General features: G+C 46.0%; 16 protein-coding genes. 6 read left to right on the top strand and 10 right to left on the bottom strand.

Translation table 11 applies throughout. The annotated features are described in order from the left end of the window. Window positions 1-53 precede the first annotated feature (53 nt). From ACWYU8_RS04350 to metK, 3 genes are all read right to left on the bottom strand, one after another. A complete protein-coding gene (locus tag ACWYU8_RS04350; protein WP_457517487.1) occupies window positions 54-551 on the bottom strand; it encodes a SprT family zinc-dependent metalloprotease in 498 nt (165 codons plus the stop codon). 80 nt (window positions 552-631) lie between these two features. Next, the gene (locus ACWYU8_RS04345; protein WP_457517485.1) at window positions 632-1,429 is read right to left on the bottom strand and encodes a DUF2189 domain-containing protein; all 798 of its coding nucleotides are present in this window, start codon (window positions 1,427-1,429) and stop codon (window positions 632-634) included. 313 nt (window positions 1,430-1,742) lie between these two features. Beyond that, on the bottom strand, window positions 1,743-2,897 hold the full coding sequence (metK, locus tag ACWYU8_RS04340; RefSeq protein ID WP_457517483.1) for a methionine adenosyltransferase: 1,155 nt from the start codon (window positions 2,895-2,897) through the stop codon (window positions 1,743-1,745). Window positions 2,898-3,213: 316 nt separating this feature from the next. On the opposite strand from metK, the gene tkt reads away from it, so the two are divergent. Beyond that, window positions 3,214-5,208 (top strand): transketolase, encoded by a 1,995-nt coding sequence (tkt, locus tag ACWYU8_RS04335; RefSeq protein WP_457517481.1) that lies wholly within the window; start codon window positions 3,214-3,216, stop codon window positions 5,206-5,208. Window positions 5,209-5,328: 120 nt separating this feature from the next. Here tkt and ACWYU8_RS04330 read toward each other — a convergent pair whose 3' ends face one another. The 3 genes from ACWYU8_RS04330 to ACWYU8_RS04320 are packed head-to-tail and all read right to left on the bottom strand — an operon-like array spanning window position 5,329 to window position 8,777. After that, complete coding sequence (locus tag ACWYU8_RS04330) at window positions 5,329-6,666, bottom strand: c-type cytochrome (RefSeq protein WP_457517480.1); 1,338 nt, start codon at window positions 6,664-6,666, stop codon at window positions 5,329-5,331. Between the two features lie 3 nt (window positions 6,667-6,669). After that, a complete protein-coding gene (locus tag ACWYU8_RS04325) occupies window positions 6,670-8,250 on the bottom strand; it encodes a GMC family oxidoreductase (protein ID WP_457517479.1) in 1,581 nt (526 codons plus the stop codon). Then, entirely contained in the window at window positions 8,250-8,777 is a 528-nt protein-coding gene (locus tag ACWYU8_RS04320) for a sugar dehydrogenase complex small subunit (RefSeq protein WP_457517478.1), read from the bottom strand. Before ACWYU8_RS04320 ends, ACWYU8_RS04325 begins: the two co-directional genes overlap by 1 nt. Window positions 8,778-9,461: 684 nt before the next feature. Here ACWYU8_RS04320 and epd point away from each other — a divergent pair. From epd to mscS, 4 genes are all read left to right on the top strand, one after another. Beyond that, window positions 9,462-10,502 (top strand): erythrose-4-phosphate dehydrogenase, encoded by a 1,041-nt coding sequence (gene epd / locus ACWYU8_RS04315; protein ID WP_457517477.1) that lies wholly within the window; start codon window positions 9,462-9,464, stop codon window positions 10,500-10,502. 153 nt (window positions 10,503-10,655) lie between these two features. Then, window positions 10,656-11,816 carry a phosphoglycerate kinase gene (locus ACWYU8_RS04310; RefSeq protein ID WP_457517476.1) on the top strand — a complete coding sequence of 387 codons (1,161 nt, stop codon included), beginning with the start codon at window positions 10,656-10,658 and terminating at the stop codon, window positions 11,814-11,816. 155 nt (window positions 11,817-11,971) lie between these two features. Then, window positions 11,972-13,048: a class II fructose-bisphosphate aldolase gene (gene fbaA, locus ACWYU8_RS04305; RefSeq protein WP_444495939.1), complete on the top strand. Its 1,077-nt coding sequence runs from the start codon at window positions 11,972-11,974 to the stop codon at window positions 13,046-13,048. Window positions 13,049-13,493: 445 nt separating this feature from the next. Further along, window positions 13,494-14,360 (top strand): small-conductance mechanosensitive channel MscS, encoded by an 867-nt coding sequence (gene mscS, locus ACWYU8_RS04300; protein WP_457517474.1) that lies wholly within the window; start codon window positions 13,494-13,496, stop codon window positions 14,358-14,360. On the opposite strand, the gene ACWYU8_RS04295 is transcribed toward mscS, so the two are convergent. Then, window positions 14,357-14,506: a hypothetical protein gene (locus ACWYU8_RS04295; protein WP_457517473.1), complete on the bottom strand. Its 150-nt coding sequence runs from the start codon at window positions 14,504-14,506 to the stop codon at window positions 14,357-14,359. The two genes, mscS and ACWYU8_RS04295, sit on opposite strands and share 4 nt — an antisense overlap. A gap of 216 nt (window positions 14,507-14,722) precedes the next feature. On the opposite strand from ACWYU8_RS04295, the gene ACWYU8_RS04290 reads away from it, so the two are divergent. Beyond that, window positions 14,723-15,415, top strand: a complete 693-nt coding sequence (locus tag ACWYU8_RS04290) for an oxidative stress defense protein (RefSeq protein ID WP_457517471.1) — start codon at window positions 14,723-14,725, stop codon at window positions 15,413-15,415. Between the two features lie 68 nt (window positions 15,416-15,483). Here the strand turns inward: ACWYU8_RS04290 and serA are convergent, their stop codons facing one another. From serA to ACWYU8_RS04275, 3 genes are all read right to left on the bottom strand, one after another. Then, window positions 15,484-16,716, bottom strand: a complete 1,233-nt coding sequence (gene serA / locus ACWYU8_RS04285) for a phosphoglycerate dehydrogenase (RefSeq protein WP_457517469.1) — start codon at window positions 16,714-16,716, stop codon at window positions 15,484-15,486. A gap of 271 nt (window positions 16,717-16,987) precedes the next feature. Beyond that, a complete protein-coding gene (gene rpiA / locus ACWYU8_RS04280) occupies window positions 16,988-17,644 on the bottom strand; it encodes a ribose-5-phosphate isomerase RpiA (protein WP_457517468.1) in 657 nt (218 codons plus the stop codon). A 58-nt stretch (window positions 17,645-17,702) separates the two neighbouring features. After that, the gene (locus ACWYU8_RS04275) at window positions 17,703-18,296 is read right to left on the bottom strand and encodes a 5-formyltetrahydrofolate cyclo-ligase (RefSeq protein ID WP_457517467.1); all 594 of its coding nucleotides are present in this window, start codon (window positions 18,294-18,296) and stop codon (window positions 17,703-17,705) included.

Raw genomic sequence — 18,296 nt, 5'->3', positions numbered from 1 at the left:
ATTAGAAAAGAAAAATATAAGGTTGAAACTTGTTGGTTATTTTTAGTAACGCTCTAGGTAAGCTGAATACCCGTGAAGCTAAGATGCTGACGACACTTCTGACATGAGTACACCGCCTGTTTGCGGAGCACTTTATTATGGCGACGGACGGAAAGCGGGTAAGTTGTACAGTGGCAGCGATACTCGAAGGTTTTGCCTTGAACAGAAGAGACTTCGAAGCTGTGTGTGGTTTTCGCTGGTACGTTAAAGACCGATTCCATTACGGTTTGCCACTCTTTGCCGTGAGGGCGCACTCGGCCGTATACCTGGTAAGTGATCAGATGGGCCACTTCATGCGGGATGACTTCTTGTAAAAAGGCATGTTTGTTCTCTTTGAACAGAATCGGGTTAAGACGAATCTCATTCAACTGAAGATAGGCTTTTCCGGCAGCTTTGCCACGCACATTATACGTCATGCCTGGAAGAGGGAATGAGCGCTTGAAGGCTTGCTCAGCTATCGCAATGTAATGTGCCATTGCCTGTTTTGCCTGGTAGCTCAGTTCAATGTCCATCTTTACTCCGCTTCAGTTAAATAGAAAGGCTTAATAAAAAGCCCCCGCAGTTGCGAGGGCTGGATCATAGCATCACTGATTTATGGTGTGTGTTTTTTCTTAATGGTTGCGTGATAGGCATGCCAGGTACCGTAGCCGAGAATCGGCATAGTAAACAGCATTCCGATACCGTAGGTCGCAAAGCCAATTAATATGCCACCACAGATGATCGCGGCCCAAACAATCATCGCCGGGATATTGGATTTCACGGCGTTGAAGCTGGTGAAAACTGCGGTCATCATGTCGACGCGGCGTTCCATCATCAATGGAATTGAAAATGCAGAAATACTGAATACGACACTGGCTAGTATGAAACCGATGAGCGAACCAATCACCAAAAATGGCAAATACTCAGTCAATGGGGCGCCTTGTACTGATGGGTATAGGGCATGAAGAAGTGCCGCAATACGCATCCAGAAAATCATACAAACCGCTAGTAGAACCGCAAAGGCCCATTGTGAGCTTGAATTACGCCCAATGGCTTTCATTGAGTGGAACAGGCGAGCTTTATGTCCACGTTCTCTTTCCCAACTGGCATCGTATAAGCCCAGCGCTAAAAACGGGCCGATAAGCATATAAACAATCAGGCTAGGCATGACGACAAGGTGTGTTCCTTGCCACTGTATAAGCAGCACGATACCGATAGCTGCAGCCATAAAGCAGAGTCCATAGAACGCGCTGATCAGCGGCATTCGTACGAAATCATGCAACCCCAGCGCGAGCCAATGGAACGGGGCACTGAGGTTAACCGTGTTGCACGGAATCGTTCTAGCGTATTCGTTATCTGGGACTTCCTTTCGCTTGCCGTGGAAGTCGGATGGATTGACGGTTCGAGGCATAACTCCTCCTTGGTTTATTCCTACGCAATTATCTCAATAATGACTTACCCAACCCCTGGTAGGTTTTAGTCATAAGGATGTATGGCTCGTGTATTCCCAAGGTTTCTGTCGTTACACTAGCTCACATCCGGGTTGTTATTGAAACGCCATTTAACAATATTTTAACTATTGGCAGAGTTGGGACAATTTACAACTATTTGCTCGAAATTTGTTCGGTCAATTTTGGCTGGTGGATAAAGGAAGAAGGGGATAGGACGAAACAAAAAGCCCCCACCAAGAGGCGAGGGCTTTGTAGATTCCGAATCTGGCGTGATTACTTGATGCCAGCGAAATCGCGAAGAATGTCTGCTTTATCAGTCGCTTCCCATGGGAACTCTTCACGACCGAAGTGACCGTATGCTGCTGTCTTCTTGTACATTGGCTGCAGAAGGTTAAGCATTTCTTGTAGACCGTAAGGACGTAGATCGAAGAACTGACGCACCGCTTCGATGATGATGTCGTGAGATACTTTCTCAGTACCGAACGTTTCCACCATGATAGATGTTGGATCAGCAACACCGATTGCGTAAGACAGTTGGATTTCACAACGGTCAGCCATACCAGCTGCAACGATGTTTTTCGCTACGTAACGCGCTGCGTATGCTGCACTGCGGTCAACTTTTGATGGATCTTTACCAGAGAATGCACCACCACCGTGACGAGCTGCGCCGCCGTAGGTATCTACGATGATCTTACGGCCAGTCAGACCACAGTCACCCATTGGACCACCGATTACGAAACGGCCGGTTGGGTTAATGAAGAATTTCGTCTCTTTGCTGAGCCATTCTGAAGGAAGAACTGGCTTGATGATCTCTTCCATTACTGCTTCACGCAGGTCTGGAGTAGAGATTGAATCACAGTGCTGAGTTGAAAGAACAACAGCATCGATACCTACGATCTTACCCTGGTCGTACTGGAACGTAACCTGAGATTTCGCGTCTGGACGCAACCAAGGTAGTGTACCGTTTTTACGTACTTCAGCTTGTTTTTCAACAAGACGGTGAGAGTAAGTGATCGGAGCTGGCATTAGAACTTCAGTTTCGTTACATGCGTAACCGAACATGATGCCTTGGTCACCAGCGCCTTGCTCTTTTGGATCTGCTTTATCAACACCTTGGTTGATATCCGGTGACTGTTTACCAATTGTGTTTAGTACCGCACAAGAGTTCGCATCAAAACCCATATCTGAGTGTACGTAGCCGATTTCACGAACGGTTTCACGAGTTAGCTCTTCAATGTCAACCCATGCTGAAGTCGTTACTTCACCACCTACCATTACCATACCGGTTTTAACGTAAGTCTCACATGCAACACGAGCCTTTGGATCTTGCTCTAGAATCGCGTCAAGAACCGCATCAGAAATCTGGTCTGCAATTTTATCTGGATGACCTTCTGATACTGACTCAGAAGTAAACAGGTGCTTAGCCATGTTAGCTCCACTATATCTGGTTTAAAACTGGAGCATGATAAACGCTCCAGCGCAAAATAATACTAATATATGCAGGTGTATCTACATCTAGACGGCTATTCTAATTTTGATTGCTCGAATTACAAGCTCTTTTTTGATTTTTGTCACAGCCAAACGTTTGCCTGGGATATTTAAGATTTTGAGAGTTTCGAGGAAATTAAATTCACAGATGCAATATTTGTGAGCTTTTGGGGTTGAAAACGTTTGCGCTCCCTAAGGGGCTTTGAGAGAATTATGACCAATTTTTTCGTTTCGCTTAACGTACTCAGGAGCAGACATGTCGTCTCGTAAACATCTTGCCAATGCAATCCGTGCTCTAAGCATGGATGGTGTTCAACAAGCTAACTCTGGTCACCCAGGTGCACCTATGGGTATGGCTGATATCGCTGAAGTTCTTTGGCGCTCTCACCTAAACCACAATCCATCTAACCCAGAATGGGCTGACCGCGACCGTTTCGTACTTTCAAATGGCCACGGCTCAATGTTGATTTACTCTCTACTACACCTAAGTGGTTACGAGCTATCTATCGACGATCTGAAAAACTTCCGTCAGCTTCACTCTAAGACTCCAGGTCACCCAGAGTACGGTTACGCACCAGGTATCGAAACGACAACGGGTCCTCTGGGTCAAGGCATTACTAACGCAGTTGGTATGGCGATGGCTGAAAAAGCACTGGCAGCCCAGTTCAACAAAGAAGGCCACGACATCGTTGACCACTTCACTTACGTGTTCTTAGGTGATGGCTGTCTGATGGAAGGTATCTCTCACGAAGCGTGTTCACTAGCAGGTACGCTTGGCCTTGGCAAACTGATCGCGTTCTGGGATGACAACGGCATCTCTATCGATGGTCACGTTGAAGGCTGGTTCTCTGACGATACACCTAAGCGTTTTGAAGCGTACGGCTGGCACGTAATCCCAGCGGTAGATGGCCACAATTCTGAAGCAATTAATGCAGCAATTGAAGCGGCAAAAGCAGACCCTCGTCCTACGCTAATCTGTACTAAGACTATCATCGGTTTTGGTTCTCCTAACAAGTCTGGTTCTCACGACTGTCACGGTGCACCACTTGGTCAAGACGAAGTGCAAGCTGCACGTGAATACCTAGGTTGGGAATTCGGTCCATTTGAAATCCCTTCAGACGTATACGCAGAGTGGGATGCGAAAGAAGCGGGTGCAGCAAAAGAAGCAGCATGGAACGAGAAATTCGAAGCGTACGCTGCAGCTTACCCAGTAGAAGCGGCAGAGCTTAAGCGTCGTATCAATGGCGAACTACCTGCACAGTGGGAAGAGAAAGCGAACCAAATCATTGCTGATCTGCAAGCTAACCCAGCAAACATTGCGTCACGTAAAGCATCTCAAAATGCGCTAGAAGCATTTGGCCAAATGCTTCCAGAATTCATGGGCGGCTCTGCTGACCTTGCGCCTTCTAACCTGACAATGTGGTCTGGCTCTAAGTCTCTGGAAGCGACAGACTTCTCAGGTAACTACATCCACTACGGTGTGCGTGAGTTCGGTATGACAGCGATCATGAACGGTATCGCGCTACACGGTGGTTTCGTTCCTTACGGTGCAACCTTCCTGATGTTCATGGAATACGCACGTAACGCAATGCGTATGGCTGCTCTGATGAAAATCCAGAACATCCAGGTTTACACTCACGACTCTATCGGTCTTGGCGAAGATGGCCCGACTCACCAACCAGTTGAGCAAATGGCTTCTCTACGTCTGACTCCGAATATGAGCACATGGCGTCCATGTGACCAGGTTGAATCAGCAGTGGCCTGGAAACTAGCGATTGAACGTAAAGATGCGCCAACTGCGCTTATCTTCTCTCGTCAGAATCTGGCACAACAAGAGCGTACTGCAGAGCAAGTTGCAGACATCGCGAAAGGTGCTTACATCCTGAAAGATTGCGAAGGCAAGCCAGAGCTTATCCTTATCGCAACAGGTTCAGAAGTTGAGCTAGCGGTTGAAGCAGCAGCGCAGCTAACTGCAGAAGGTAAAAAAGTACGCGTTGTTTCAATGCCATCAACAGATGCATTCGACAAGCAAGACGCCGCTTACCGCGAAGCAGTACTGCCAGCAGACGTAACCGCACGTATCGCTATCGAAGCGGGCATTGCAGACTTCTGGTACAAGTACGTTGGCTTCGGCGGCAAGATCATCGGTATGACTACCTTTGGTGAATCTGCACCAGCAGGCGAACTGTTCAAGATGTTTGGTTTTACTACTGAAAACGTAGTAAACACAGCGAAAGAACTGCTAGCTTAATAAGAAAGAACAATTAGCGTAAGTAACTACGCAATGCAAAGTTCGAGCTGAAAGAAAAAGGCCTTGTCATCCGACAAGGCCTTCTCGTAAGCGCTAAATAATACTTACTTTACCAAAAACTTACTCTGCTGCGGCGCGTAGCTTGGCGACATCTTGTGGCTGCACTTTATCATCACCCTGACCATAGGTAACGGTCAGGAAGTTCACCAAGGTGGCAACCTCATCATCAGACAGATGCTGGCCGAAGGATGGCATAAACACTTCCCCCTCGTTGGTGTGGCGTTTCACACCGTGCAGTACGACCTGAATCAGGTTACCTGTTTTCTCGCTGCCGACCACGCTGTTGTGGTAAACAGAAGGGTAGTAGCCATCCGGTGAGCCGCTGCCATCTGCATCGTGACAGGTACTGCAGTTCGCCATGTACAGGTATTTACCCGGCATTTTTTGGCGTGCTGTTTCTATCGGCAGTCCGCGTAGTCGTAGATCCTGCGGCACAGCTTCGCCCTGAGTATAACGTGATGTGCCGTTTTCTGAGACTCCCGGAACCGAGCGCAGATAAACCGCAATTGCATTCAGGTCATCGTCAGTCAGGTGACGGAAACTGTTTTCTACAGCTTCGGCCATTGGGCCTGCTGCCTGAGCTTTCCCAGCCACAGAGCCTGTTTTCAGATACTGTACGATTTCCTCATTACTCCAGCTACCCAAACCATTAGCGTCATCATTGCTGATATTAAACGCATGCCAGCCAGCCAAATCCGCGCCGGACAAAAAGCCCGGTTGAGATTCATCATTGGCGGTGGTCTGCATGGCTAAACCGCGTGGGGTATGACAGGTTCCACAGTGCGTTGAACCTTGTACCAGATAGGCGCCACGGTTCCACTCCTCACTTTGATCCTGTCGGGTCTGATACGCGCCTTGCTCATGGAACATCCAGTTCCAGATAGCCAATGGCCAGCGCATTGACAGCAGTGCCGGGATATCATTCGGGCGATTGGCTTGTGTGACTGGTTGAACTGAGTTCATGAAGTAGTCATACATCGCCTCAATATCGCTATCTGATAGCTTGGTGTACTCGGTATATGGCATGGCTGGGTACAGATAACTGCCGTCGTTGCGAATGCCTTCGCGTAGGACGCGTTTGAAATCGTCGAGCGAGTAGTTACCGATGCCAGTCTCTTTATCCGGTGTGATGTTGGTTGAATAGAGAGTGCCGATAGGCAGCGGCATGCCTAAACCACCAGCGAAAGGTTTGTCTTTCTCGGTGGTATGACAGGCGGTACAGTCGGACATTCTGGCGACATACTCACCGCGCTGCATGCCCTGCGGCATTTGCATGGTCTGTATCTGCTGATCAGGCGCAGGGTTGTGACCGCTTGGTCCCCAAACTCCGCTGACAATCAGGCCAAGGGCGATGACAGCCAGTGCAATCACTGACAGGATTAACCGTTTCAGTGCCATGGCTTACACCTCCTTGTTCAGTGTGGCAGCAATACGCAGCGACAGTGCGGCGATGGTCAGAGTACAGTTGACCGTACCGACTGTTGGCATAGTAGCGGAGCTGGCAATAAACAGGTTATCGTGATCGTGGGTACGGCAGTCTTTGTCCACCACACTGTCTTTCGGGTTGTCACCCATGATTGCAGTGCCACAGATGTGCTGGTTATTGGAGAAATCGTCGCTGTATTGTATTTCGGTTCCACCCATCAACTGAGCGATTTTGGTGTAGGCTTCACGGGTATGCACCGCACTGCGTTTCACGTAATCATCTATCGCGTAATAGAATTCTGGCTTGGCAATGCCCATTAGATCTTTCGAGCTGCTGGCAATAATCCGGTTTTCCGGATGCGGCAGCAGTTCATGGAAGCTGTCAAACTGGACGTAACGAGCTGCTTTATCACGAATTTCGTTATCCAGTGCGTTACCCAAGATCAGGCGATCCTGCGCCAGAATTTCTTTCGTCATCTGGTCGGTACGCGACATGTTCGACAGGTGAATTTTCTTACCAGCGTATTCAGAACGGAAATCACCATCTCGCCAGCCGATTATGGAGGTCATTTCCTGCGCACCGCGGCCTGGCCACAGTTTTTCATCAGCGAAGAAACGGATGCCAGTACCTGGGTGATCCATCAGGTTACGGCCGACCATGTCTGAGCTGTTACCCACATCGGACATCAGCATCAGTTTTGGCGTCTCGATGCCGTTGGCGGCCAGGACAAAGTATTTGCCTTCCACTTTCACCGATTCACCGTCCGGGGTTTTGTAGTGCACTGCGACGATACGGTTGTCGGCCCCTTTTTCTATTTTGTATACCACGGCTTTATCGATCAACTTAGCACCAGCGGCTTCTGCTTTTTCGACGTGAGTGATGCCGTTGTACATTGCACCAATCGGACAGATAGGCATACAGTTGTTGTTACCGCAGCAAGTCGGGCGGTTGTCGTACGGGCGGCTGTTACGGGCTACAGGTTCAGTGACGACATAAAAGCCGTTGTCATTGAGGCGATCTTTGATGACCTTCTCGTTGTATGAGATAGGCAGCGGCACCATTGGATACGGTTTAGATCGCGGAGATCCAAGCTCTTCATCGCTTGGTCCCCAAACACCAAGTTCTTCTTCGGCGCGCTGATACCAAAGCTCGAGATCTTTATACTCCAGTGGCCAGTCGCGACCAACACCGTAAAGAGATTTGAGTTTAAAATCCGACGGGATATAACGCCAGGCCGAACCAGCCCAGTGCCATGTGGTACCACCGACGGCGCGAATATACTGCGCGTCATAGGTCTGTTCACCTTTTTGTACCAGGTAGCCATTATCTGGGTTAAATTCCGGATGCGGCGCGTAGGGAGTTGAAGGATAAGGCGCCATAAAATCCATCTTGTCCGGCTGGTTGCGAAAGCGCTCGACAATTTCCCCACGGGAGTAACGCGGACCAGCTTCCAGAATGATGACAGATTTGCCAGCCAGAGCCAATTGATGCGCGACCAATCCGCCCGCTACGCCTGAGCCTACAACAACGACATCTGCTTGTTGGGTGGTGGTCATTATACTTTCCTCTCAATCGGTTTTTCAGCCCAGAAACCAGGCTTGTTGGGACAATATGAACGAATTTCCAGAACATCATCGACGGCTTGAAATTGCAGTGCGTGACGGTAGGTAATAACCTGCGCCTCAGTGCCTGATCCTACGATACCGGTATACCAGGCTGAAACGATGGTTTTGGCCGTTTGCTGCGATGCTGGTGTCAGAGTGGTCGCCAGTAACTGAGTTTTTATTTGCGCCATCTCTTTAGCCAATACCTGTAGGTTGGCCTCAAACCTCGGGTTGTGCTCCAGCAATGTTTGGAAGAAACGTTCAGAGAGGATAGGAGAGAGACCTTGGTGTTGAGTCAAACGCTCTGAAATGAGTGTGAAGAGAGTTATGGGGTCAGCAGGTGCCGAGTCCTGCGCCATTACGCTCAGGGAGAGTGGAGCAACAAGCGTGAGTATGCCAATTGACGCCATCCCCTTAAGCATATTCCTGCGTGACATCTGTTGAGCGGATGCCTTCAGGTGAGGAGGTTTTTTATTCATAGCTTCCATTGATTCCTAACATTTAAATGTTTTTTAGAATAATAAGGATGAAGTGCTGAACTATTTTGTGCCGTTGAAACTTTCTATTCCGGGGACTCACAAGGTTAAGTTGATAAATATTTTCCTGTGAGCAAGCCGTTCGCATATGGATAGTTTCAAATACGGTAATAATGAGCGTAGCAGTGCCTGCTTATTTGTTTACCAATAAGCGCTTGCAGCACAGGCCTGGCTACCGTGTTTGTATGTGGTAACTGGCGATGTTATTTGCAGCAATTGCTGATAAACAAAGCAGATATATAACGTAGAATTATGAGGGATGTATTTTATATTTATGTCGGCAATTATTTGATTAATAACCTTTTTTAAAGTTGTGCACATGATGACTGATGCACGGCGCAAGTCTACGCCCGCCGTTATAGCAATGAAATTAGACCACTTGAAAATAAGTCGAGAAGTGACATTTTCGGCAGGCTGACGGATACAGTGAAATACACCACAAGACAATATGCTGTATGTATTATCAAAAAGAATGTAAGCAGCCATGCCCGGATGTTTATGTTCTCTGAGTGAGTTTTTCTGTAAATAGTGCCATTTAAAGGCACAGACTTAATGCGTTTTTGTTTGTTATCGGGGGCTAATCGGGTACTATCTGTGACACGAAATTTCTGGTAGGGCGAAGGGTTAATGCTAAAGATTGCGATCAATGGATTTGGGCGTATAGGTCGTAATGTTCTGCGAGCTGTATATGAAAGCGGCAAACATCAGCAGATCAAGGTTGTTGCAGTAAACGAACTGGCTCAGCCTGAAGCGATGGCGCACTTACTTCAATATGACACCAGTCATGGCCGTTTTGGCAAAAAGATCTCTCATGACCAAGAGCATTTATATGTTCACCACAGTTCATGTCAGCAAGAGATGGGCGAATATGATGCCATCCGAATACTTCATCTTGCCGATATCGAGCTGCTCCCTTGGCACGACCTAGACGTTGATATTGTATTGGATTGTACCGGTGTTTACGGCTCCAAAGCTGATGGTTTAGCCCATATCGCGGCTGGTGCTAAAAAAGTACTATTTTCCCATCCAGGCTCTGCCGATATCGATAACACCATCATCTACGGCGTAAACCATGAGACATTAAAAGACGAGCATGTCGTCGTTTCTAATGGTTCCTGTACTACCAACTGTATCGTTCCTATCATTAAAGTTTTAGATGAAGCATTCGGGATTGAGTCTGGCACCATTACGACTATCCATTCATCCATGAATGATCAACAGGTCATTGATGCGTACCATAGCGATTTACGTCGTACACGTGCTGCAAGCCAATCTATTATCCCCGTTGACACCAAATTGCATAAGGGGATTGAAAGAATCTTCCCGAAATTTTCTAACAAATTTGAAGCGATTTCTGTTCGAGTTCCGACAGTTAACGTTACTGCAATGGATTTAAGCGTCACAATTAGTACAAATGTGAAAGTTAATGACGTAAATCAAACCATCGTCAAGGCATCTCAGTGTACATTACGTGACATTGTTGACTATACTGAATCGCCGCTCGTTTCCATCGATTTTAACCATGACCCCCATAGTGCGATCGTGGATGGAACTCAGACCAGAGTGAGCAACGGGCAATTAGTAAAAATGCTCGTATGGTGTGATAACGAATGGGGCTTTGCTAATCGGATGCTGGATACCGCTTTAGCAATGCAAGCTGCGGAGTAAGACACAGCGCAGAGATGGAAAAATATTTATTTTTATCCTTGAAATAAATATTGTAAGTCTCCATATTCTATAACCAGTTTGACGAATTAACAGGCTTGGCAGGGTTGCCGAGTTTTCAAAACTTTAATTATTAAATATTTGAGAGGACACAACATGTCTGTAATCAAGATGACTGACCTGGATCTTGCAGGTAAACGTGTATTTATCCGTGCGGACCTAAACGTACCTGTGAAAGATGGCAAAGTGACTTCTGATGCACGTATCCTGGCTTCACTACCAACTATCAAGCACTGTCTTGCAGCTGGCGCTAAAGTAATGGTGACTTCTCACCTAGGCCGCCCAACTGAAGGTGAGTACGCTGAAGAGTTCTCTCTACAACCTGTTGTTAACTACCTAAACGACGCACTTGATTACGAAGTTAAACTAGCAAAAGATTACCTAGATGGCCTAGAGCTAAACGCTGGTGAACTTGTAGTTCTAGAAAACGTTCGCTTCAACAAAGGCGAGAAGAAAAACGAAGAAGAGCTATCTAAGAAATACGCTGCGCTTTGTGACGTGTTCGTAATGGATGCATTCGGTACTGCTCACCGTGCTCAAGCGTCAACTCACGGCGTTGGTATGCACGCTGCAGTTGCTTGTGCTGGCCCTCTTCTTGCTGCTGAGCTAGAAGCACTAGGCAAAGCAATGGACAACCCAGAGCGTCCGCTAGTTGCTATCGTTGGTGGTTCTAAAGTTTCTACTAAACTAACCGTTCTAGAATCTCTATCTAAAATTGCTGACCAACTTGTTGTTGGTGGTGGTATCGCGAACACATTCATCGCAGCTGCTGGCCACAACGTAGGTAAGTCTCTATACGAAGCAGACCTTATCGAAACAGCTCAAAAACTAATGAAAGAGTGTTCTATCCCAGTTGCTACTGACGTTGCATGTGCGAAAGCATTTGACGAAAACGCAGAAGCTGAAATCAAGAACGTTGCAGATGTTCAAGATGACGACATGATCTTCGACCTGGGTCCAGATTCAACGGCGGCTCTTGCTGAAATCATCAGCAATGCAAAAACTATCCTTTGGAACGGTCCTGTAGGTGTATTCGAGTTCAAGAACTTTGAAGCGGGTACTAAAGGCATTTCAGAAGCTATCGCTAAATCTGCTGGTTTCTCTGTTGCAGGTGGTGGTGACACGCTAGCTGCTATCGACAAGTTCGGTATCAAAGCTGACGTATCTTACATCTCTACTGGCGGCGGTGCTTTCCTTGAGTTCGTAGAAGGTAAAGTTCTTCCAGCAGTAGAAATGCTAGAAGCACGCGCTAAGTAATTAAAGCAAAGCGGGGGAGTTACTCTCCCGCTTTCTTGTTTGCTGCAACGTCAGAGGAACTCTGCTAAAATAGCCTCAGTTGTGAGCAAACGTTTGCAAGATTTTCAACTTAACAAGTTTTTGTTTAAAAACGACAGATAAATAGGATTAAATCCATGTCTAAGATCTTCGACTTCGTAAAACCAGGTGTTATCTCTGGCGATGACGTTCAGAAAGTATTTGAAGTTGCAAAAGAAAACAACTTCGCACTTCCAGCAGTAAACTGTGTTGGTACTGACTCTGTAAACGCAGTTCTTGAAGCAGCTGCAAAAGCTAAAGCTCCAGTTATCGTTCAGTTCTCTAACGGCGGTGCTGCTTTCTTTGCTGGTAAAGGTCTAAAACTTGAAGGTCAAGGTACTCAAATCTTGGGTGCGATTGCTGGCGCTAAATACGTACACGCTGTAGCTGAAGCTTACGGTGTTCCAGTGATTCTACACACTGACCACGCTGCTAAGAAACTTCTACCATGGATCGACGGTCTACTAGACGCAGGTGAAGAGTACTTCGCTCAAACTGGTAAACCTCTATTCTCTTCTCACATGATCGACCTTTCTGAAGAGTCTCTAGAAGAGAACATCGAAATCTGTGCTAAATACCTAGAGCGTATGGCCAAGATGAACATGACTCTAGAGATCGAACTAGGTTGTACTGGTGGTGAAGAAGACGGCGTTGATAACTCTGACATGGATTCATCTGAGCTATACACTTCTCCAGAAGACGTTGCGTACGCATACGAGAAACTAAACGCTATCAGCCACCGTTTCACTATCGCAGCATCTTTCGGTAACGTACACGGTGTTTACAAGCCTGGTAACGTTGTTCTTACTCCAACTATCCTACGTGACTCTCAAGCGTACGTTTCTGAGAAATTCGGTCTTCCAGCGAACTCTCTAAACTTCGTATTCCACGGTGGTTCTGGTTCTTCTCAAGAAGAAATCCAAGAGTCTATCGGCTACGGTGTTATCAAAATGAACATCGATACTGATACACAGTGGGCAACTTGGGATGGTATCCGTCAGTACGAAGCTGAAAACCACGATTACCTACAAGGTCAAATCGGTAACCCAACTGGCGAAGACGCGCCAAACAAGAAGTACTACGATCCACGCGTATGGCTACGTGCTGGTCAAGCTTCAATGGTTACTCGTCTTGAGCAAGCTTTTGCAGACCTTAACGCAATCGACGTGCTATAATTCGTCTGAATTTAGTTATTTTAAAACCCGCTCACTGAGCGGGTTTTTTTATATCTAAAGTTTATTGTTGGCTTAATTCATCGCAGTTTATTAAAGAGGTTTGATAGAGTGTTTTGATGTTGCATCTGGGTTTATATCTTCATCTTGAGCTTGTTTTGGCTATTTTGTGTTCAATATAGGTGAGTTTCGGCATTAAGAAGTAGATAAAAGGCAGCGCATTGCGTAACCTGTAACAAGCCGATATAGGAAAACTCTGATAATGTCTTGTTTTGCATGCATTTGCGAAATTCTGACTTTGTAAAACGTCAAGGTTGATATATCGTGCCAAAAATCTGACTCTGGTCAGTTTGACAATAGCAATATTGTTTTCAATAAGAGCCTGTAAAAGACAAGGTTCATAACTAAACGGCAATTGGTTTTATATTTTTATTTGAGGATAAGAATTATGGCAGGTGAATCGATGGGTATCGATACCACGTTAACCGACGGGTTGACTAAAGCTGAAACGTGGCTTTCAAATAACTCAGACCTACTTGTTCAGTATGGTGTAAACATTATTTCAGCGCTGATTATCCTATTTATCGGTAATATTATCGTTAAAGCAGTCGCTGGTAGCGTGGCAAAAGTACTTGAAAAGAAAAAGATGGATAAGGCAGTCGTTGAATTTATTCACGGTCTTGTTCGTTACCTACTTTTCGTTATCGTACTGATCGCTGCTCTTGGCCGCGTAGGTGTTCAAACGGCATCTGTAGTTGCTGTGATTGGTGCGGCAGGTCTTGCAGTTGGTCTTGCTCTACAAGGTTCGCTATCAAACTTTGCGGCAGGCGTACTGATTGTCGCATTCCGTCCGTTTAAATCAGGTGACTATGTAGAGATTGGTGGTGTTGCTGGTAGCGTTGAAGCGATTCAAATCTTCCAAACGGTTCTGAAAACCCCGGATAACAAAATGGTTATAGTGCCTAATGCTTCTGTTATCGGTGGCGCAATTACTAACTATTCTCGTCACTCAACTCGACGTGTCGATCTAGTGATTGGTGTTTCTTACAAAGCGGATCTACAGCTAACTAAAAAAGTTATCCGTGAAACGCTAGAGAAAGATTCTCGTATCCTAAAAGATCCTGACATTACGATCGGTGTACTGGCTCTGGCTGACTCTTCTGTGAATTTTGTCGTTCGCCCTTGGGTTAAAACTGCGGATTACTGGGGTGTTTACTTTGATGCAATGCAAGGCATTAAAGAAGCATTGGATGCGAATGGTATCGAGATCCCATTCCCACAAATGGATGTTCATCTGAACAAAGTCGAAGCTTAATCTGCGCGATTAGGTATTTGAAAAGCGAGGCCTTCTTGGTCTCGCTTTTTATTTTGGGCAGAAACGATAATACCATCGTAGTTAATAACCGCTCTTACTTGCTGGGCAAAACTCTCGATAGCGGCGTAGTCGATTTTGCTTGTCATCTACTGGTTAATCAGGTCCACGACAGTGTTGCTTTGATGAAAAATCACACTGAGATTACACAGTCAAAGTTGTGTTAGAAGTGAACTAAGGTGGTTGGATAATCGCCAAAAGTTTCTATTATCAACCCATCTATTCCCACGACATTGGTCGTTAATGACTAAATCTTGTTAGCATTTGGGGTAGCCCACTGTTTTTATTATGGATGGAACTGTTGAATGAAACTGTATTCGTGTTTGCTGGCTTCCGTGCTCAGCTTTGCTAGTGTTTCAGTGCTTGCCAATACACCTGAATTTGCTCACGTTACTACCACGGGTTATGGCGAAGTAACTGCTACGCCAGATATGGCCACTTTCTCCGTCAAGGTTGTGGATACGACGATGACCGCAGAGCAAGCTAAGCAGTCAGTGGATAAGACGGTTGATGATTTTTTGCAAAACCTGGCTGATGCTGGCTTGTCAAAAGATAACATCACAAGCTCGAATCTCTACCTTGCTCCACAATATCATTACCCGAAATCAGGTAAAGCTGAGCTCGTCGGTTACCGTGCTTCTCGCAGCATAAATGTCACCGTGACGAATTTGGCAGATCTAAACCAATATCTAGATATGGCGATACAGACGGGTATTAATCAGGTAGACGATATCCAGCTTAAAGTGAGCAATCAAGCAGAGTATCAACAGAAAGCACGTATGGCAGCGATAAAAGATGCTCAAGAAAGTGCGGCTTCGTTGGCATCTGGTTTTGGTAAGCAGCTCGGTGATATCTGGCGTGTGAATTATAACCATAATTATCCAGCGCCGGTATTAATGCGCTCAATGGCAATGGACAGTAAGCAAAGCGCGAACAGTTATCAAGATTCTACGATCGTAATCCGAGATCAAGTCGACGTCATTTATAAGTTGAAATAATACTAATCTGACTCGTGAAAAATAAAAAAGGCAGGGAAATCTCCCTGCCTTTGTCGTTTGTGTTCTTCTTAGTGAAGAATACGAGCACGAATCGTGCCTTCAATACTTTTCAGTTTGCCTAGTGCTTCGTGTGAACGCTCTGTTTCCACATCGATAACCACGTAACCAATCTCAGCTGCGGTTTGTAGGTACTGAGCCGCAATGTTGATGCCTTCTTCAGCAAAAATGGTGTTGATCTGAGTCAGGATACCTGGACGGTTTTTGTGGATGTGTAGCAAGCGCGAACATTCACCACCGTGCTCAGGCAGAGAAACTTCTGGGAAGTTAACACTTGAAAGCGTTGAACCATTATCAGAGTATTTCGCAAGCTTACCTGCAACTTCTACACCGATGTTTTCTTGAGCTTCTTGAGTAGAACCACCGACGTGAGGTGTCAAGATAACGTTGTCGAACTTCATTAGCGGTGATTCGAATGGGTCAGCGTTTGTTTTTGGTTCAACAGGGAATACGTCGATAGCCGCACCAGCAAGATGGCCTGATTCTAAGCTGTTACAAAGTGCAGGAATATCTACAACCGTACCGCGAGCTGCGTTAATAAAGATTGCGCCAGGTTTCATGCGAGAAAATTCAGCTTCGCCCATCATGTTTTTCGTTCCCGGAGTTTCAGGAACATGCAATGAGATGACATCACACTTATTCAGCAGCTCGCTCATTGTATGAACTTGTGTCGCGTTACCAAGTGACAGTTTATTTTCGATGTCGTAGTAGTAAACGCGCATACCGAGGTTTTCAGCGATGATACCCAACTGAGTACCGATATGGCCGTAACCGATAATACCCAGACGTTTTCCACGCGCTTCGTATGAGTTGTCAGCGCTCTTTTTCCAGATGCCGCGATGTGCTAGAGCGTTCTTTTCAGGAATACCGCGAAGAAGCAGTAGAATTTGTCCTAAAACTAGTTCAGCTACGCTTCGAGTATTTGAAAATGGAGCATTAAATACAGGAATACCAAGTTTAGCGGCTGCACCTAGATCTACTTGGTTGGTACCGATACAAAAACAGCCAATAGAAACCAGTTTGTTTGCTGCGTTAAGTACTTCTTCAGTGATGTTGGTTCGCGAGCGGATACCAATGAAGTGAACATCTTTAACTGCTTCAATCAGTTCATCTTCAGGAAGTGAACCTTTGTGATATTCGATATTGGTGTAACCAGCTGCTTCAAGAACTTCAACTGTAGAAGGGTGTAAGCCTTCCAGTAGTAGGATCTTGATCTTTTCTTTTTCCAGTGAAACTTTGGCCATTTTTTTCTCGTCCTTAAAATGGAAAGGTGGGCTAATATGGCGCACATTGGTCAAAACCATCAAAAAGGGGATAATGAATAGTTTTGTAGGAGGCAAACGTTTCCTTATGCGTCTTCTGTTCAATAAAGTAACAAAAAAAAATTACTTTGGGTAAGAAAATTACGGAATAAGGAATAAATTTATTTGGATAAAGAATGAAAAACGGTGCTTTGCAGCACCGTATGTAATGAAATAACCGAAAAATGAACCTGATAGGTGTTTTCCTAGGGGGTTACTCTTCGATTCTTGCGCCTTCAGGGGTGCCAGTGATAACCACATCAGCCCCACGATGAGCAAAAAGACCGTTTGTTACCACACCAGCGATGCTGTTAATTTTGTCTTCCATCTCTTTTGGATTGGTAATCTTCATGTTGTGTACATCTAGTATCACGTTGCCATTATCTGTCACAACACCTTCACGGTAAGCCGGGTCACCACCCAGTTTAACCAGTTCGCGAGCTACGTAAGAACGAGCCATTGGAATCACTTCTACTGGCAGTGGGAATTGACCAAGAACATCAACTGCTTTTGTATCGTCCACAATGCACACGAACTTTTCAGAGATGGCTGCGACGATTTTTTCACGAGTCAGTGCTGCACCGCCACCTTTAATCATGTCGCGCGTTGGATTGATTTCATCAGCGCCATCAACATAAACATCCAATTTAATTACGTCGTTACACTCGAATACTTCGATACCAAGCTCTTTTAGACGCTCAGTAGAAGCAACAGAGCTAGAGACTGCACCTTTGATATCGTCTTTGATAGTACCTAGTGCATCGATGAAGTGATTCACGGTAGAGCCAGTGCCTACACCGACAATGCTGCCTTTTTCAACATATTTTAATGCTGCCCAACCAGCCGCTTTTTTCATTTCATCTTGAGTCATGCCAATCTCCTGAATAGATGTTCGTTAACATTTGCGGCGTGATTATAGCGGGTAAGTGTTAGTTTTCCCATTGCCAGATTCGGCTTGGGGTCACGATCTTGGGCAGCGGAATATCCCAACTTTCAATGGGCAGGCGATCGACGTGCTGGCAATCGTGGGCAATACCAACAGGCACCGCACCTTCGCCGGTCGCAAACCAACGAGAAAGTGTCCGATCGTAATATCCACCGCCCATGCCCAAGCGGTGGCCAATACTGTCAAAGCCCACTAACGGTGTGCAGATAAGATCAAGCTGACGAACGGGCATCAGGTGACGGATATCGAGCCTAGGCTCAAGAATGCCATACTTATTGTAAACCAGTTGATCGTCGCTAACATACTGATGAAACAGCAGCTGACCTTTGGAAAATGGGTGGATAACTGGCAGGTAAATCGACTTCCCTTGCTGCCATAACCATTCGATAAGTGGCTTGGTATCCAGTTCACCATCCGCAGAGAGGTAAATCGCGATATGTTGCGAGCGTTGAATTTCAGGAAGTTGAGAGAACTGATTGACTAGATCGAGAGCAGCCTGGAACTGCGTATCGCTACACAGCGCGTTACGTTTTTCACGAATCAGTTTGCGAAAATCTTGTCGAGATAGTTGAGACAT

It is taken from the genome of Vibrio limimangrovi (assembly GCF_054064025.1).
This window is presented reverse-complemented; position numbering and strand designations above follow the sequence as displayed.